The organism is Virgibacillus proomii, assembly GCF_900162615.1.
Taxonomy (GTDB): domain Bacteria; phylum Bacillota; class Bacilli; order Bacillales; family Amphibacillaceae; genus Virgibacillus; species Virgibacillus proomii.
The window spans coordinates 1,585,808-1,601,567 of record NZ_FUFN01000010.1; the positions used below are offsets into that span (position 1 = coordinate 1,585,808).

The 15,760-nt window shown below is 35.9% G+C and carries 11 protein-coding genes and 1 pseudogene; 9 read left to right on the plus strand and 3 right to left on the minus strand.

Going from position 1 to position 15,760, the window contains the following annotated elements; all coding sequences use genetic code 11:
* Positions 1-26: 26 nt before the first annotated feature.
* The 3 genes and pseudogenes from BN1066_RS14815 (at position 27) to BN1066_RS21315 (ending at position 4,442) form a co-directional block, all read left to right on the plus strand.
* Positions 27-3,119, plus strand: coding sequence for an AAA family ATPase (locus BN1066_RS14815; RefSeq protein ID WP_077320225.1), 3,093 nt, complete (start codon positions 27-29; stop codon positions 3,117-3,119).
* Positions 3,120-3,924: 805 nt separating this feature from the next.
* A pseudogene (locus tag BN1066_RS21310) lies at positions 3,925-4,112 on the plus strand (DUF961 family protein).
* A 150-nt stretch (positions 4,113-4,262) separates the two neighbouring features.
* A complete protein-coding gene (locus tag BN1066_RS21315) occupies positions 4,263-4,442 on the plus strand; it encodes a DUF961 family protein (RefSeq protein ID WP_425445282.1) in 180 nt (59 codons plus the stop codon).
* Positions 4,443-4,607: 165 nt separating this feature from the next.
* Here BN1066_RS21315 and BN1066_RS14830 read toward each other — a convergent pair whose 3' ends face one another.
* On the minus strand, positions 4,608-5,423 hold the full coding sequence (locus BN1066_RS14830; protein WP_179104410.1) for a MerR family transcriptional regulator: 816 nt from the start codon (positions 5,421-5,423) through the stop codon (positions 4,608-4,610).
* Between the two features lie 167 nt (positions 5,424-5,590).
* Here BN1066_RS14830 and BN1066_RS14835 point away from each other — a divergent pair, with 167 nt between their 5' ends.
* Together BN1066_RS14835 and BN1066_RS14840 are read left to right on the plus strand one after the other, a co-directional pair.
* The gene (locus BN1066_RS14835; RefSeq protein ID WP_077320227.1) at positions 5,591-6,532 is read left to right on the plus strand and encodes an ABC transporter ATP-binding protein; all 942 of its coding nucleotides are present in this window, start codon (positions 5,591-5,593) and stop codon (positions 6,530-6,532) included.
* A 2-nt stretch (positions 6,533-6,534) separates the two neighbouring features.
* Entirely contained in the window at positions 6,535-7,287 is a 753-nt protein-coding gene (locus tag BN1066_RS14840) for an ABC transporter permease (protein WP_077320228.1), read from the plus strand.
* Between the two features lie 569 nt (positions 7,288-7,856).
* Here BN1066_RS14840 and dpsA read toward each other — a convergent pair.
* Complete coding sequence (gene dpsA / locus BN1066_RS14845) at positions 7,857-8,747, minus strand: dipicolinate synthase subunit DpsA (protein ID WP_077320229.1); 891 nt, start codon at positions 8,745-8,747, stop codon at positions 7,857-7,859.
* 420 nt (positions 8,748-9,167) lie between these two features.
* Between dpsA and BN1066_RS14850 the strand changes: the two genes are divergently transcribed.
* Entirely contained in the window at positions 9,168-10,100 is a 933-nt protein-coding gene (locus tag BN1066_RS14850) for an aldo/keto reductase (RefSeq protein ID WP_077320230.1), read from the plus strand.
* A 297-nt stretch (positions 10,101-10,397) separates the two neighbouring features.
* On the opposite strand, the gene BN1066_RS14855 is transcribed toward BN1066_RS14850, so the two are convergent.
* Complete coding sequence (locus BN1066_RS14855; protein ID WP_179104411.1) at positions 10,398-11,648, minus strand: DNA polymerase IV; 1,251 nt, start codon at positions 11,646-11,648, stop codon at positions 10,398-10,400.
* Positions 11,649-12,360: 712 nt separating this feature from the next.
* Between BN1066_RS14855 and BN1066_RS19965 the strand changes: the two genes are divergently transcribed.
* From BN1066_RS19965 to BN1066_RS14865, 3 genes are all read left to right on the plus strand, one after another.
* Complete coding sequence (locus tag BN1066_RS19965; RefSeq protein WP_143695846.1) at positions 12,361-12,516, plus strand: D-alanyl-D-alanine carboxypeptidase; 156 nt, start codon at positions 12,361-12,363, stop codon at positions 12,514-12,516.
* Positions 12,517-12,898: 382 nt separating this feature from the next.
* Positions 12,899-14,308, plus strand: coding sequence for a sodium/glutamate symporter (locus BN1066_RS14860; protein WP_077320232.1), 1,410 nt, complete (start codon positions 12,899-12,901; stop codon positions 14,306-14,308).
* Between the two features lie 174 nt (positions 14,309-14,482).
* Positions 14,483-15,685 (plus strand): cation:proton antiporter, encoded by a 1,203-nt coding sequence (locus BN1066_RS14865; protein ID WP_077320233.1) that lies wholly within the window; start codon positions 14,483-14,485, stop codon positions 15,683-15,685.
* The last annotated feature ends 75 nt before the right edge of the window (positions 15,686-15,760 follow it).

The window sequence follows — 15,760 nt, forward strand, 5'->3', positions numbered from 1 at the left end:
ATGGGGGTTGGAAAGGGTGAGTGAAGTTGAGGCCAGTAAAATTAACCATGATTGCGTTTGGGCCGTATAAGGATAAAGAGGTCATTCATTTTAATGAGTTGGGTGATCATCGTTTGTTCGTTATCGCTGGTAATACTGGAGCGGGAAAAACAACCATTTTTGATGCGATTTGTTTTGCGTTATATGGTGCTGCCAGTGGCCAAGATCGAGAAAATAACGCCATGCTGCGAAGTGACTTTGCAGATGATCATGTACATACAGCTGTGGAGCTGGTGTTTCATTTAAAAGGAAAAACATATCGGATTTTGCGGCAAATGGGTCATGTGAAAAAAGGAAATAAGACCAAAACTGGAGAACGATATGAGTTTTTTGAAATAATCGATGATGAAGAAGTTCCTTGTGTGGATAGACAAATCGTATCAGAGATTGACAGAAAAATAGAACAGCTAATTGGATTAACTCAGGATCAATTTAAGCAAATCGTTATGTTACCACAAGGGGAATTTCGCAAATTATTAACATCACAAACCGAAAACAAAGAGGAAATTTTACGCAGACTATTTAAAACGGAAACTTATAAAGCAATTGCTGATCGGTTTAAACAAAAAAAACTGGAGACAGAAGAAGCTTTTAGGCAAGCAGAACAAGAACGTCAACAATACATTGCTCATATTTATGCAACACTTCCAAGCAGAAAAGAATCTTCCCTATTTCAAACGTTGGAGCAAGAAAATTATAATATGAATCAGATATTACAAGGTCTTGATGAAGAATGTTTGCACTATCAGAAGCAAATAGCGGAAGATAAACAGATGTGTGAACGTGCTTATCTGGATCATGATAAAAAGCAAAAGGAGTTTTATCAAGCAAAAGCGATAAATGAACGTTTTATCGAACTCAAGCAAAAAGAGGCACGCTTAAAAGAGCTTGACCAACAGAAATCAGCTTATAAGCAGAAAAAGGAACAGTTAAACAAAGCAGAACGAGCTCAGCAAATCATTCCTTTTGAACAGCAGCAGAAAGAATGGCTGCAAGAAGAAGAATTTAAAACACAGGCTTTAGAAGTAGCAGAGCGAAATAAACAATTCATCAATGAACAGGTTGAGCAGGCAGATGCATTGTACAAAACGGAAGAAAAACGCGCGTCAGAAAGAGAAGCACTTCATAAGCAACTAGATAAATTAAATGATTTTTTACCAACAGTTAAACAAATAGATAAAATGAAACAGCACCTAAGTGAATTAGAAAAGCAAAAAAAAGCTGCTTCTGAGGCATTGAACACGATCGATGATAAGCGTGGTAAACAAAGTAAAGAGATAGAACAGTTTGATAAACAAATAAATCACCTTGAAAGTTCTGTAGATAAGCTTCCTGATATACAAGAACAATTAAATATGATGCGCGAACAATACAAACTTGTACATGAATTTCGCAGGTTAACTGAAAAACAAATCCTACTTAAAAATGAAGTGAATCAAAGAGAAAAAGTAGCCATGCAAATGAAAATAACCTACAATAAGCTGGAACAAACATGGATGAATAATCAAGCTGCTTTACTGGCAACACATTTACATGATGGTGAGGCATGTCCTGTGTGTGGGAGTTTAAACCATCCACATAAAGCAAATCAGCAAAAGGAGATTGTTTCTAAAGAACAATTGGAAAAAGCGAAGCAGCAATATGATAGATTAGATAAAGAGTTTCGAGAAGTGGCGGCTAAATTAAGTGCCATTCAGGAACAGATGAAAGAAAAAGTAATAGATGTGGAGAAACATGGAATAGAACGGATTGAAGTAAAGCAAAAAGAAGAACAGTTGGCTTTTTCAGGAAAACAATTAAGCAACAAGGTTGAACAGCTGAAGCATAGACGGAATAAATTAACCGAATTGAAACGCCAAACGGAAATGCTGAGACTTTCCTACAAAGAATTGGAAGAAAACCAGAAACAGCAAGAACGACGTTATCATCAATTAGAGAGGGAGCTAGCTGAAGCGCAAGCACGCTATCAGGAAAGAATAAGATCCATTCCTGAAAACATGCGAATGTTGATAGATCTAAACCAACAAATAACGCGAACAGAAAGAAAATTACAGCAACTGGAGAAGGCATGGGAAGAAGCACAAAAGAAGCAACAGCAATCGAAAGAGGCACAAACCAAGGCTCTTTCAGAGGTTAATCATGCACATAAGCAATTACAAGAAACGATTCATAGACGTGAAAAAGCAGTTCTTCAATTTAAGCATGCATTGGAAAAACAACATTTTTCCTCTGAAGCAAGCTATCAAAGAGCTAAAATGAAAGAATCCCACCGTTTAGCATTAAAAGAAGAACTGGAGCAATTTAGACAAACACAAGCGACTTTAGAGAAGCAAGTAGAGGAATTAAAAGCAATGCTAAAGGATAAACAACAATTGGATTTATCCAGCATCCAAAATGATTTAAACCAATTGAAGGATAAATATGAAACAGCTATGGAGAAATGGAATGCATCCAAGCAATATTATCAAGAGGCATTAGCCTTAAAGCAAAATATTCAAACAGCAAACGAAAGATCCGATAAACGAGAACAACAGCTACAGATCATAACCGATTTGTACGATATGATTCGGGGACAAAATAATCGCAAAGTATCATTTGAACGCTATTTGCAAATTGAATATTTAGAGCAAATTATTGCTGCTGGAAATGAACGGTTGAAGGAATTATCAAATGGACAATATACCTTTATCCGCAGTGACCGCCAAGAATCCCATGGGAGACAGAGTGGGCTTGCTCTGGATGTCTATGATGCATATACAGGTCAGACGAGAGATGTAAAGACATTATCAGGCGGCGAAAAGTTTAATGCTTCACTTAGTTTAGCACTTGGAATGTCTGATGTAATCCAAAGTTTTCAAGGGGCCATATCGATTGATACCATGTTTATCGATGAGGGCTTTGGAACGCTGGATGAGGAAGCATTAAATAAAGCCATCGATACATTAGTTGATCTTCAGCAAACAGGCAGGATGATTGGGGTTATTTCTCATGTGCAAGAATTAAAGACGATTTTTCCTGCTGTGCTTGAGGTATCTAAGTCTAAAGAAGGCTCTAGCAGAACTAAGTTTTTAATTAAATAATGCTGTGAATGATTGGATTTAGATGCAGCAAAGTGTATAGGAGCAAGGCATTTGCTGAATAATAGCTAAGATCGAGTCGGGAAAAGCTGTTAACATCGTGTGTAAGAAAACTTATGTTAGAGTCTAAAATGTTTAAACTTGCTGTCTGTAATGTCCGTGCGTTCTTTTAAAGGGAGGATAAAAAATTATCTATTTAAAACCGGGAACTTTTCCGGTTTTTTTGCTCTCTAAAAAACAGTATCCGTTTCTACATGGTGAATAACTTTTTTAAAAGTAGTTTCGTCTCCTTAAGCGTTTGTGCTGCTAGCTAATTTCGATCTCCCTCCTGTTTTAGAGGCATGTTTTCTTTATCTAAGTTGTAAGGAACTGTATTTTTTATTCCAAAAACAGAGTAAAAATTATTTTATCCGCATAAACACTAGATTTATCAATGCTTTTTAAGGATTTAACAAGTCATTTTACTACTAATTTACCACTTATGAACGAGTCTTGATACAACTAAATGTCCTAGAAAAGTAAGAATAATAAAAGATACTTCTATTGTGAAATTGAATATGTAATAGGTAGACACTTCAAATTGAGGTGTCTATTTTTATACCTAAATTGAAAGGACGTGATAACACGAAACAACACACAGGAGCGTTGCCCATCGTATAACATCAATTGGATAGATAAGATTCAATTTTAAGAAAGGATAGGTAAAAATATGGAACTTAAATTTGTAATCCCAAACATGGAAAAGATATTTGGTAACTTGGAATTCACTGGAAAAGACAAGACGGAGTAGAGAAGAATCAATGGGCGAATGACTGTATTATCTCGCAACTTCAATCTCTACTCCAATGTTCAAAGAGCAGATGATATTGTTGCGGTTTCCCTACCGAAGCTGGAGAAAAGCACTTTGACTTTGAAAAACGTGTAAAACTGATTAACCCACATATTACTGCAAAGGGTTATAAAATCGGCATTCGTGGCTTCACAAATTACATTTAAATGCTGATGACATGGTAAAAGAATAAAGAAAGAGAGGAATTTATTTTTAAGATTAGCAAATGGAATTGTTATTGATAAAGACGCAACGTTTTGAAATGTTGAAGTTTTCAGCTCTGCCATCGTGAAGTAAGAATTCAAAATAAAGATGGTATGGTATCAGATGAAATCAAAGAGCGTACCTATGACTTAAAGCCCAAAGGACAAGGACGAATGATTCAAGTGAGCATTCCTGCCAGTGTTCCCCTAAAAGAGTTTGACTACAACGCACCTGTAGCTGGCAAAATAGTTGCCCTAATACAAAGTAAACGGAAAGGAGACAATCAAGCATGAAAAAGTATCTTTCCCGTGGCAAACGGATTCATGCGACGGATAAAGACTTAGTATTCCATTTTACCATTGCTACCTTGCTGTATTTCTGCTGATTGTCTTGCTGTTTCATAGCAAAGCAATCTTGCAGACTTACATCATATTGTGATATGCTGTAAGCCTTTTTTACTATCTACTCCTAATTGGAAAGCACACTTCTGTCAACAATTTTTCTGGTTCATTCTGTGTTTTAGGCGAAATATGGTATATATTCATAATATTTCCGCATAGATCATAATTATTTTCCAAAATCCAATGTGATAACTCATCATTGACAGCCTCCAGTTGAGAATAACCACCCTCACAAGTTAAAGCAGCGACTAAAATAGCAGGAATCTTTTTAAATCGTGTATGTACGGTATCTGGATAAGTACCAACTACCGATTGCTGTACTTCTACATCAACCTTATTGTCTGAATCTGTTTCATAAATTACTGCAATATCATAACTTGGGCTTGCAAACTGAACATTTAATTCCTTTGTTTCTTCCCTTAATCTATTCCATAATTCTCCCTCTTGTGAATACCATGATAGCTTACTACGACAGCTAATTACATTTCTTTTTGGTATTTCTTTTACAGCAATATCAAAACTTTTGGGATTGTTACTGTTTTTCAAATCCTGAATCGTATTTTTTAACAAAGTGATTTGCCTTTGTAAAGCTTGTAAATCTTCATTTTTTTGTGAAAGTTGCAATTCTAAATATGCTTCAAGACTATTGGTGTCACCATACTCATTTAAAATTTGTTTAATCATTGTAAGACTAAACCCCATTCGTTTTAACGCTTGAATTCGATTGGCAATGGGTAGTTGTGTTTCGTCATAGTAACGATAGTTTGTAAAGTTGTCAATTTGGGCTGGCTTTAATAAGTCGATTTCATCATAATAGCGTAACATATGGATACTAATTTTTGATAATAAAGCAAAATCTCCTATCTTCAACATCTGTATCAACTCCTTTCTTGTACCTAATATCATAAACTATTACATTGTGATAACGTCAAGCGTTTTTTTCTTTTTTATTGTGGTAGCGATTTTTTTGTTTACTGCTATTGACTCTTACATTATACGAGAGTGTACGATAGAGACAATTCAAAGAATGGAGGTATAGAATGGACGCTATTTCAATTAAAAAGCTAACAAAAACATATGCTGATAAGAAAAGTGCATTAAATGAATTTGACTTATCGGTGAAACAAGGAGAAATTTTTTCTTTATTAGGTTCAAATGGAGCAGGTAAAACAACATTAATCAATATCCTTACCACTTTTTTGAAGCCTACAACAGGAAATGTTCAAATACTAGGTAAAGATTTAGAAAATGAAACACAATTTATACGTTCCAATATAGCCTGTGTAGCACAACATGTTTCGACTGATGATAATCTTACCTTGAAGGAAAATATGCGATTTCAAGGTCGTTTATATGGGCTAGATAAGGAGAGAATGAAAAAACGTATGAATCAGTTAGTGGATATTTTCAACTTGTCTGACTATATAGATAAAAAAACGGAAGCTTTATCTGGTGGAATAAAACGTAGACTGGATATTGCCATGAGTATGATGTCATACCCAAAAATTTTGTTTTTAGATGAACCAACAGTTGGAATGGATATTCAATCGAGGCAAAGCATGTGGGAAATGTTGAAAAAAATAAAAAAAGGATTAGGAGTTACTATTTTTCTCACTACCCATTATTTAGAAGAAGCAGATATGTTAAGCGACACAATATGTTTTATCAAAGATGGGAAAAAAGTACTTCAAGATTCGCCAGCAAATCTTAAACGTTTTACAAGCAAAAATATAATCAGAATCATTACCACTGATATTCAAGACTCTAAAAAACTTGAAGAGCTGCTACTTCAAAAAGATTATGTCAAATATGTTACTGTTAATGATCGTTCCCTCGACATACAAGTGAATGATAGTCAACTCAATTTTTTAGATTTAAATTATTATGTACTTCGTTCAAAGATAAGTTTCGAGGGAATAGAAATTATCGAACCGACTCTTGATGATATTTTTCTTGAGATTATTGATGAAAGGAAAAATTAGTTATGGAAGTGCTTAATATCTTTTGGAAAAATGTAAAATGGCGTTTTCAAAATCCAGCCACGATTGTTATGAACATCATCCAGCCAATTGTTTGGTTATTACTTTTTAGTTCTATGTTTACCCCAGCAGAAAGTATTGGAAATGTAAATTACACTACATTTTTATTGCCTGGGTTGCTGGTTATGACTGTTTTAACAAGTGCTGGGGTAAGTTGTGGTATTGCCAATTATTATTTAAAAGGTGGTGGAAGTTTCTATAGAATTTATATTTCACCTGTCAAACGAAGTTCTATTGTATTAGGACAAGTTTTAGATGTAGAAGTACTATCATTTATTGGAATTGGAATTTTACTTCTCATTTCTATTCCATTTTCTGTAAGTATTGCTTCTGGGTTTTTAGGGTTTATTCTGATTCTACTTCTACTATTCTTATGTGTATTCTTTGTTGGGAGTTTATCTTATGCTCTAAGCTTTGTATTGCCTGATGAAAATGCTTTTATTGGTTTTGTGAATACTATTACACTCCCTTTGTTTTTCCTAAGTACTGCGATAATGCCTGTAGAGCAGTTGCCTGAATTCTTTCAGTTTGCGATAAAGTTCAATCCATTTTCATACGTGATTGATTGTTTAAGAACTTTGATAATTCAAAGTAATATTCAATGGTTTAATATACTATCAATTCTAATTATGCTAACTACTCTAAGTCTTGTATCCTTTACTTTGGCTGTATCTAAACTGAAAAAAGTACAGAAATAAAAGTAAAGTCATGTTTTACTTTTATTGATGAGTTTTAGATTCAAGATTCCATTCGCAACACTTTCCGTGATAAGGTCATTATATGCTCATGCTTCAATTGATGGTGTAAAAGCTAAAATGATACGTTAGTAGCATATAATTTACTACTCTTTTACCACTATGGAAAGCCAAAACATAAGAAAATATGTAAAGAAACGTGAAGTATCTACCGATAGTAACAATGCTCGAAAAGCCCATAGAATAGGGCTAAACGAGCATTTAAGAGATTTAAAAAGATAATCAGAAATTTATACTTTGTTTTATTCCAAAATATCTGCTTTTGCGGTTACGAACATGATCTAGAAAAATGGCTCTTAAATCCCCAATTCGTTCGGGCAAGGACAAGAGAGTCTGCTTGAATAGGCATCGCGATTTTTCAAGGACAGAGAAGCTAGGGAAGCGATACACCGCGATTTTTCAAGGACATCTGCGGATATAGCCTCTGATCTACGTTTTAAGGAGAAAATTGCCCCTTGGAATTTGTACGTTCCAAACAAGTGCTTTTCGCTTTTGTTCCAGGAAAGAAGACTCTATACGGATGAAGCTGAAACGTTCATTGACTCTAACAATACGCTTGCAATAATCTTTCCGGCTGTCTTAGGTGCTGTTTTCCCTGGTAATCCGAGTGCATGAATCGCTTGAATTCCCTCTTTTTTAGCAAAGGAAAAATCTACACCTCCAGGTTTAGAGGCAAGATCAATAATGACGGTAGAGGATGACATGTTAGAGATAAGTTCCTCATCGATCACCGGATATGGAATAGTGTTTACACAAATTGTCATTTCACTTATTATTGTATTTAAGTTCTGGAGTTTAACTGCTGTTAATCCCATCTCCGTAATACGTGCAATATCAGCTTGATTTCTCGCAACTACCGTTACATTGGCACCAACTGCGTCAAATAGCCGTGCTACCGTTTTCCCTACTCTGCCAAATCCCAAGATACATACATTTGCGTTATGAATCGTTTCATCCGTTGCTTTCATTGCGAGCTTCAAGGTTCCTTCTGCTGTAGGAATCGAATTATAAATAGCCACATCGTCACGTTCAAATATTTTTACTAATGTTCTCTTAGTGGCTGTACAAATATGCTGTAAATAATGATTAGCAGTACCTGTATAAATCGTGCAATGTTCTGGTGTACAGGAGATAATTTGTTCGGTAAGAAACAGAGCTTTATCCGAATAAGTTACTTCAACTTTTCCTTTTTCGTCTGTACCGCCAACTGGAAGAATGATCGCATCCAATAGCGAAAGATTCATATTTTCTAATTCTGTATGTTTAATATTGCTTTTCTCAAAAGATAAGTGGTCAAATCCAATTAAATAAAGATGCATGTCAGTAGTATCAGCCAGTAAATTTATTACATGTATGTACCTTGCATCTCCTCCCATAATCAGTACATGTTTTTTATTAGACATACTTACATCCCCTTTTTACAAAATAATAAAGTACCTCTACCTATTCATTCTATAATAATATTGCTGGAAGTATGAATGATTTTAACATAACGTGAATCTTCAATCAGCTAGAGGGGGACTTTTATACCTCACTGATTGTTAGTACCATAAAGGTATGACATAAAGACCTCTGAACAGAATCGGACATTTGACTTACAGTTGAATCGTCCACTTGTCCTCTTAGGTTTCATCTCGTAGCAGGGAAGGGCAGGTCTTGCTACCAGTTACATGTGGGATGAAAGTGATAAACAGTTGGCGTACTTACAATATATTTGCTTTCTTTTTTATAAACTGTTGGAATTATTTTGATTAAAGGGTTTATCAAACTTACAGTTCATGGTAAATTATAAGTACAATGATATTTGAAAGGAGATTTATTAAATGGGGAATTATGTTAAATTAGGGAAATCTGATATTTCTGTCTATCCAATTGGACTAGGTACGAATGCTGTTGGCGGTCATAATATTTACCCAGATATGCTAGATGAAGAACAGGGAAAGAATGTGGTTCGTACTGCATTAGAGCATGGAATTAATATGCTGGATACGGCGTTTATTTATGGTCCTAAACGTTCAGAAGAATTAATTGGTGAAGTTATTAAAGAGTATAAACGTGAAGATATTGTTCTTGCGACAAAAGGAGCACATAAATTTGTTGGTGATGAAGTTGTAATAGATAACTCACCAGCTTTTTTAAAACAGTCAGTAGAGGAAAGTCTTCGTCGTTTACAAACGGATTATATCGACCTATACTATATTCATTTTCCAGATGAAGATACGCCGAAGGATGAGGCAGTTGGGGCATTAAAAGAATTAAAAGATGAAGGAAAAATTCGTTCCATTGGAGTATCGAACTTTACATTAGAACAGCTGAAAGAAGCAAATAAAGATGGGTATGTTGATGTGCTGCAGGCTGAATATAATTTGCTAAAGCGCGATGCTGAAACTAGCTTCTTCCCTTATACAGAGAAGGAAAACATTGCCTTTATTCCCTATTTTCCTTTAGAATCAGGTCTGCTTGCGGGAAAATACAATAAAAATCAGACTTTTACTGATTTACGTGCAGATAATCCTAACTTCCAAGGTGAAAAGTTTCAGGAAAATCTCGCCAAAGTTGAAAAGTTAAAGCTATTTGCAGAGAAATATCATGCAGAAATTGCTCATGTTGTACTTGCTTGGTATTTTACTCATCCTTCTGTCGATGTCATTATCCCTGGAGCTAAACGACCAGAGCAGGTGGTTAGCAATATGCGTGCTGCAGAGATTCAACTCTCTGAAGAAGATGTACAGCTTATTAGCGATATTTTTTCTTAAGAATTCGATTTCGTTTCGTGGGGTATAAATCCTCACGAAACGTTTTACCATTGTATAGCATATTATATTCGTTTTTGCATGGGCATCGTCGTCTAGCTTAAGCGTTCAGCGACTAGTAAATTTCGATCTTCTTCCTGGTGATCAGTCAACATCGACTCGAATATAAAGGAAGACCGACTAAAAGCGGGCTTACCGCTCAGGCGTCGGCATACCCCCTGTTTTAGAGGCATGTTATCTTTAGAAGATCTCCAGTTTGTATGTTGTTAAACGAGTTCTTCTGACTTTTGTTCTATTTACCTATGCATAGTGTCCGCCAATTTTATGGCTTCTTTCGATGGTAATACCAGCATCGGTATAGCTGATAGCGCGAAGAAGAGAGGTAGAACCGTATTTAGAACGGATCGCGTCCATGGCATAACCAATATCATTTTTCTTAGCACGATCTTCAAATAGGCTAAGCTGAGTGTCTTGTTTTACATATAAATTTGTTAATGTTACATAAACTCTCCGGATGCTACTTACTCCATCATAAAATCGTAAAAACAAATCTAGACAAACGTGATACATATCCATGGTAATATTAGTAGGAAGGGAAATTGACTGAGAACGTGAAAATCCGCCTCCTGTTGCTTTTGAATAACCAATTCCTAATTGAATGGTTTTTCCTGCCATGTTAGCGGTTCTTGCTCTACGGCAAACTTCTTCACACAAATCAAGTATGCAAACTTTTGCTTCCGCTTTCGAATAATCACGTAGTAACGAGATACCGTGTCCAAATCCTTTTTGTTCTGTTTTTATAAAATTTCCTAGTACGGGACTTAAATCGATTCCCCAAGAATGCCAATACAATTGCTCGCCCATGATGCCAAAGCGTTTTTTTAAATAACGTAAATCAAAACGGGCTAACTGTTCTATTGTTACAATCCCCATTCTGTTCAAGTTCTTTTTCATTCTGCTGCCAATCCCCCACATTGCTTCTATAGGAAAAGGCCAGATTTTTTGTTGTACTTCTTCATAGGTGCATTCAGCGATACCTTGCTGCTTTGCATGGAGATCCATAACAACTTTAGCGAGAAATTTATTATCACCAATACCGATGGAACATGTAATTCCAAAGCATTCATAAATATCATTTTTAATTCGTCTAGCTACCTCTCGTCGATTGCCAAACAATTTTTGCAATCCATTGACCGTAACCCATACCTCATCAACGGAATAAGGGTGAATAGCTTCTTTAGGAACATATTGGTAAATTAATTTAGTTATTTCAGCTGATACCTTTAAATAATCTGCCATATGTGCTTGAACGATATAGAGATTTGGATCATCCGGCAGCTCAAAAAAACGGCTCACATTACTAATGCCGTATTTTTTCTTTAGTGCTGGGGAAGCGGCGAGTACAATGCTTCCCGATCTATTCGGATCTCCTACAACTGCTAGTAAATCCTTCATTGGATCTAATCCTAATTTCATTGCCTCTACACTGGCGTAGAAGGAACGCATATCGATACATAAGATATCGTTACGTGGATAGGGACTATAATCCATCATGAATCCTCCAATCAAAGAACGTATGTTCCTATTATATGCCGCTAGCAATGGGAATACTAGTGGAAATTTCTTCCTCAATAACCATTGTTAATGGGGAACAAATATTAGAAAGACTTGGCTTGTCGCCAAGTCTTTAGCGAAATCTGTAGTTTTTCTTATACGATAAAGTGAAACTTCATTCCGTGAAATGCTTTTTACACGGAATGTTAGTTGAACCAATCGGGCATTTAGGTGCCGTTTTCTCCCACTTAGACTCTTTTGTATCAATTTAGGACTTGAAGTGGGAAACTTACGGCCCTTACATGCGGGATAAATCCTAAAATTTTATACTTTCCTATAGTATAAAAAACAGTTTAAAAGAAATTTTCCATTTACAGAGGAGGAGAATGTGATCAAGCTATCAAGAAAGATAGCTAAAAATGGTGAAATGAAGGAAGAATGGATCGCCGTTTGGAGCTGACCGGATAAGCTTTAGCCGTGTTTCAACAGGCATTGAAGGAGTATGGTATTACATAGTTAAGAATAAACCGGTATGGACAAGTGCGTGATACTATAAAACTATTGTATAAAAATGCTTCGAGCGATTAGCTAAAATAATGATTCTGTTTATGAAGCCTATTAATAATACAATTGCTGAAGTACTTATAAAAGAAATGGTGAAAACGGTATATAGGGAAGGGAACTGGAAAAAGGGATTCATGTACTGGACATGAATCCTGATACAATGGTTATACGTGACGGTTCGGCGATATCCCATGTAAATTTAATACCAGCTTCAGAAATAACAAAGCTATTGTATACGATTCAACAAGCAGAATGGTTTTCTGCTTATAAATACTCGCTTCCACTTGTAGGAGCTGTTTAGCCGGATGGTTGGTGGTACGTTACAAAATCGTATGCAGCATGTAGCTGTACATCCAAAACAGGAACAATTGAGGGAGTAAGCGCATTATCAGGATACTTAAAAAAATGGTGAAAAATTAATTTTTTCCATTTGGATTAACAATTTACTGGATGAAGAAGGAAAAGATATAGAAGAAAAAAATTATAGATTTAGTAAATCATGTTGATGAACGGTAGAAAAAGGGTAGCTGCAGTATGACATATCGTTTGTAGATTCTCTTGGGAAGGGAGCGCGTCCCAAGAAGATGGGTTGAATTGAAGGCTTAGAACAAAACGCGTACGTTTTAACGGCAGCTATCAAGGGAAAAGCAATAGCAATAAAAAACAAAAAGGGGTTTTAGATAATGACAGCAAACCAAGTTGGATTTGCATTTTTATATTTAGCAGCATTTTTGCTAATTGGAAAGTGGATTCGAGTCCGAGTGACTTGGTTACAGAACTTATTTCTACCATCCTCGATTATAGGGGGATTTTTGGCATTAATTCTTGGACCACAAGTGTTAGGAAAGATTTTAAGTAATTTCGTTTCTAAAGATTCCTTCTGGGTTAATGGAATATTTCCAGAGCAAGTGACAGTGGTATGGAGTGAATTACCAGGGCTATTAATCAATGTCGTGTTTGCCGCTTTATTTTTAGGTGCAACGATCCCCGGGTTAAGGAAAATATGGGATTACGGTGGTCCACAATTGGCTTTCGGCTGGACAATTGGGTGGGGACAGTATGTTATTGGGATTTTACTTTCGTTACTCGTGTTAAGTCCAGTATTTGGTATGCCTCCTTTAGTCGGTGCATTAATTGAAGTTGCTTTTGAAGGTGGACATGGAACAGCCGCTGGTTTAGCAGGGACTTTTAAAGAAATAGGATTTGCTGACGGATATGATTTATCTGTCGGTTTAGCTACAGTAGGGATTTTAACAGGAGTAATTGTCGGGATTATATTAATTAATTGGGCAGTCAGAAGAGAAAAAACAAGTGTGATTAAAGATGTAAAAGGTTTCTCTGATTTAAGAAAGCAAGGAATCATGGAATTCGAAAATAGAGATCCAGCAGCCAAAATGACAGTTCGCCCCGAATCGATTGAGCCGCTCTCATTACATTTTGCAATCGTCGGCCTCGCTGTACTGGTTGGTTATCTGCTTTTACAGTTTTTGATTTGGTTAGAATCTGTGACTGTTGGTAATTTTATAGATATTCGTTTTATGACATATATTCCTTTATTTCCATTGGCAATGATTGGCGGGATTTTTGTTCAGGTTTTCTTTAATAAAATAGATAATGCAAGAATTATTGATCGCAATATGATTAATCGAATTCAAGGATTTGCTTTAGATATTTTAATATTAACCGCTATCGGTACCGTATCGATTGATGTCATAGGTGATTATATGATCCCATTTATCTTGTTAGCTACTGCAGGCCTTCTGTGGAACGTAGTTGGCTTTTTAGTGTTAGCACCGAGGATCATTCCTTCCTATTGGTTTGAACGAGGTATTGGTGACTTTGGGCAATCAACAGGCATTACTGCTACAGGTTTATTATTAATGCGAATTGTCGATCCTAAAGGTGATACACCAGCTTTTGAGGGATTTGGTTATAAACAGCTAGTTTATGAACCCTTTCTTGGTGGAGGACTAGTAACGGCATTATCGGTGCCGCTAATTTATCAATTTGGAGCAATTCCGTTTTTAATTTTTGCCATGATTATGTGCTTAATCGGAGTCCTCGTAGGATTGCTGCATTTTGGGAAAAAATAATTATCTCATGGGTGTTCAAAAAAGGAGTAAAACGAATCGGTAAAGTTTGTAGGCAGGCAGTGAGCTTTCGAGCAGTAGCAGGCGTGCATTTAAACAAAGGGCTGCCAGAAACGAGTGAATATGAAACAGGTGTGTTTGCTTAACTTTTGAACAGCTTGAAGGGGTGAAGGCTTTTTGAATGAATATCATCTTCTTCTATTATTAGCAATAGGGTACCTTGTTTTTGCCATTGATAAAAAACAAACGTATTTTCCAGTTCCAGTAGTACTTGTAATAATTGGTATTCTTCTGTCGGTAATCCCGTTTTTTTATGATGTCATGATTACAAAAGAAATGTTGTTTACATTTTTTCTTCCGGCTTTGTTATTTATTTCAGCTTATCAATTTTCAAGCAAAGCATGGCAGAGAAGCAAGTATATCATTATAACTTTAGGTACGATTGGGTTATTTTTAACGGTAGGGCTGCTCGGGATATTCATCTACACAGTAGCAAACTGGTTTGTACCGCTATCTCTTTTAGCTGCCTTACTGATAGCAGCTGTATTAGCACCTACCGATCCGGTGTCAGTGGTTGCTATTTTAAAACAAGCTTCTCGAGATGAGGAAATATCTGAGATAGTCGAGGGCGAATCCATGCTTAATGATGGAACGAGCATTGTTGTGTTAGGTGTATTATTACAGATGTATACACAGAATACAGGGTTTAACTTTATTGAATTTGTGAACGAGTTTTTACTTGTTTCATTTGGTGGGGCGGCAATTGGTATTTTATTCGGTTGGATTATGAGTAAGGCAATTTACTATACGGATCATTGGCAATACCAAGTAATGCTTAGCATTATTGTAGCCTATGGGAGCTTTTATTTAGGAGAGCTCATTGGGGTTTCAGGTGTACTATCAACGATTACTGCTGGCATGATGCTGTCGTATGAATTTGGGAAAACCATAGAAGAAAAGGAATTTCGCAGACAATTAGATGGTTTTTGGGGGATTGTAGAACCTACTATCTTATCAATCATTTTTTTGCTGATTGGTATTCAAGCAGCAACATACCTCACTTTTTCAGAATGGTTATTTGCGATTGCCATTTTTATCGGAACACTGTTGGTTAGATTTATTGTTATTATCATAATTACACAACTTCAGCCGACATGGAAAAAAACAATTTCTGTAAAAGATTGCGGCATTATAACATGGGCAGGAATTAAAGGAACGATGTCAATTGCTCTAGTGCTTGGATTAAAGGCAACTTTAGGAAATGATGAGATGTTGTTATTCGCTCTTATTTTTGTAACTATTTTACTATCACTTGTCGTTCAAAGCGCAGGTGTTTATCCGATGATGAAAAAATTGCAGCAAAAAGAAAAAAGAGTATAATCCATATAAAAAACTCCACTGTTACTCAAAAGTGGAGTTTTTTACTTGTTTGGAGATTACTTTTTTGAAACTAAC

Bases quoted from the DNA above. Each gene is read 5' to 3' on its own strand.
- BN1066_RS14835 (WP_077320227.1), top strand. From the start codon at position 5,591: ATGGACGCTATTTCAATTAAAAAGCTAACAAAAACATATGCTGATAAG.
- BN1066_RS21315 (WP_425445282.1), top strand. From the start codon at position 4,263: ATGGTATCAGATGAAATCAAAGAGCGTACCTATGACTTAAAGCCCAAA.
- BN1066_RS14840 (WP_077320228.1), top strand. From the start codon at position 6,535: ATGGAAGTGCTTAATATCTTTTGGAAAAATGTAAAATGGCGTTTTCAA.
- BN1066_RS19965 (WP_143695846.1), top strand. From the start codon at position 12,361: ATGAATCCTGATACAATGGTTATACGTGACGGTTCGGCGATATCCCAT.
- BN1066_RS14830 (WP_179104410.1), bottom strand. From the start codon at position 5,423: ATGTTGAAGATAGGAGATTTTGCTTTATTATCAAAAATTAGTATCCAT.
- BN1066_RS14860 (WP_077320232.1), top strand. From the start codon at position 12,899: ATGACAGCAAACCAAGTTGGATTTGCATTTTTATATTTAGCAGCATTT.
- dpsA (WP_077320229.1), bottom strand. From the start codon at position 8,747: ATGTCTAATAAAAAACATGTACTGATTATGGGAGGAGATGCAAGGTAC.
- BN1066_RS14855 (WP_179104411.1), bottom strand. From the start codon at position 11,648: ATGGATTATAGTCCCTATCCACGTAACGATATCTTATGTATCGATATG.
- BN1066_RS14850 (WP_077320230.1), top strand. From the start codon at position 9,168: ATGGGGAATTATGTTAAATTAGGGAAATCTGATATTTCTGTCTATCCA.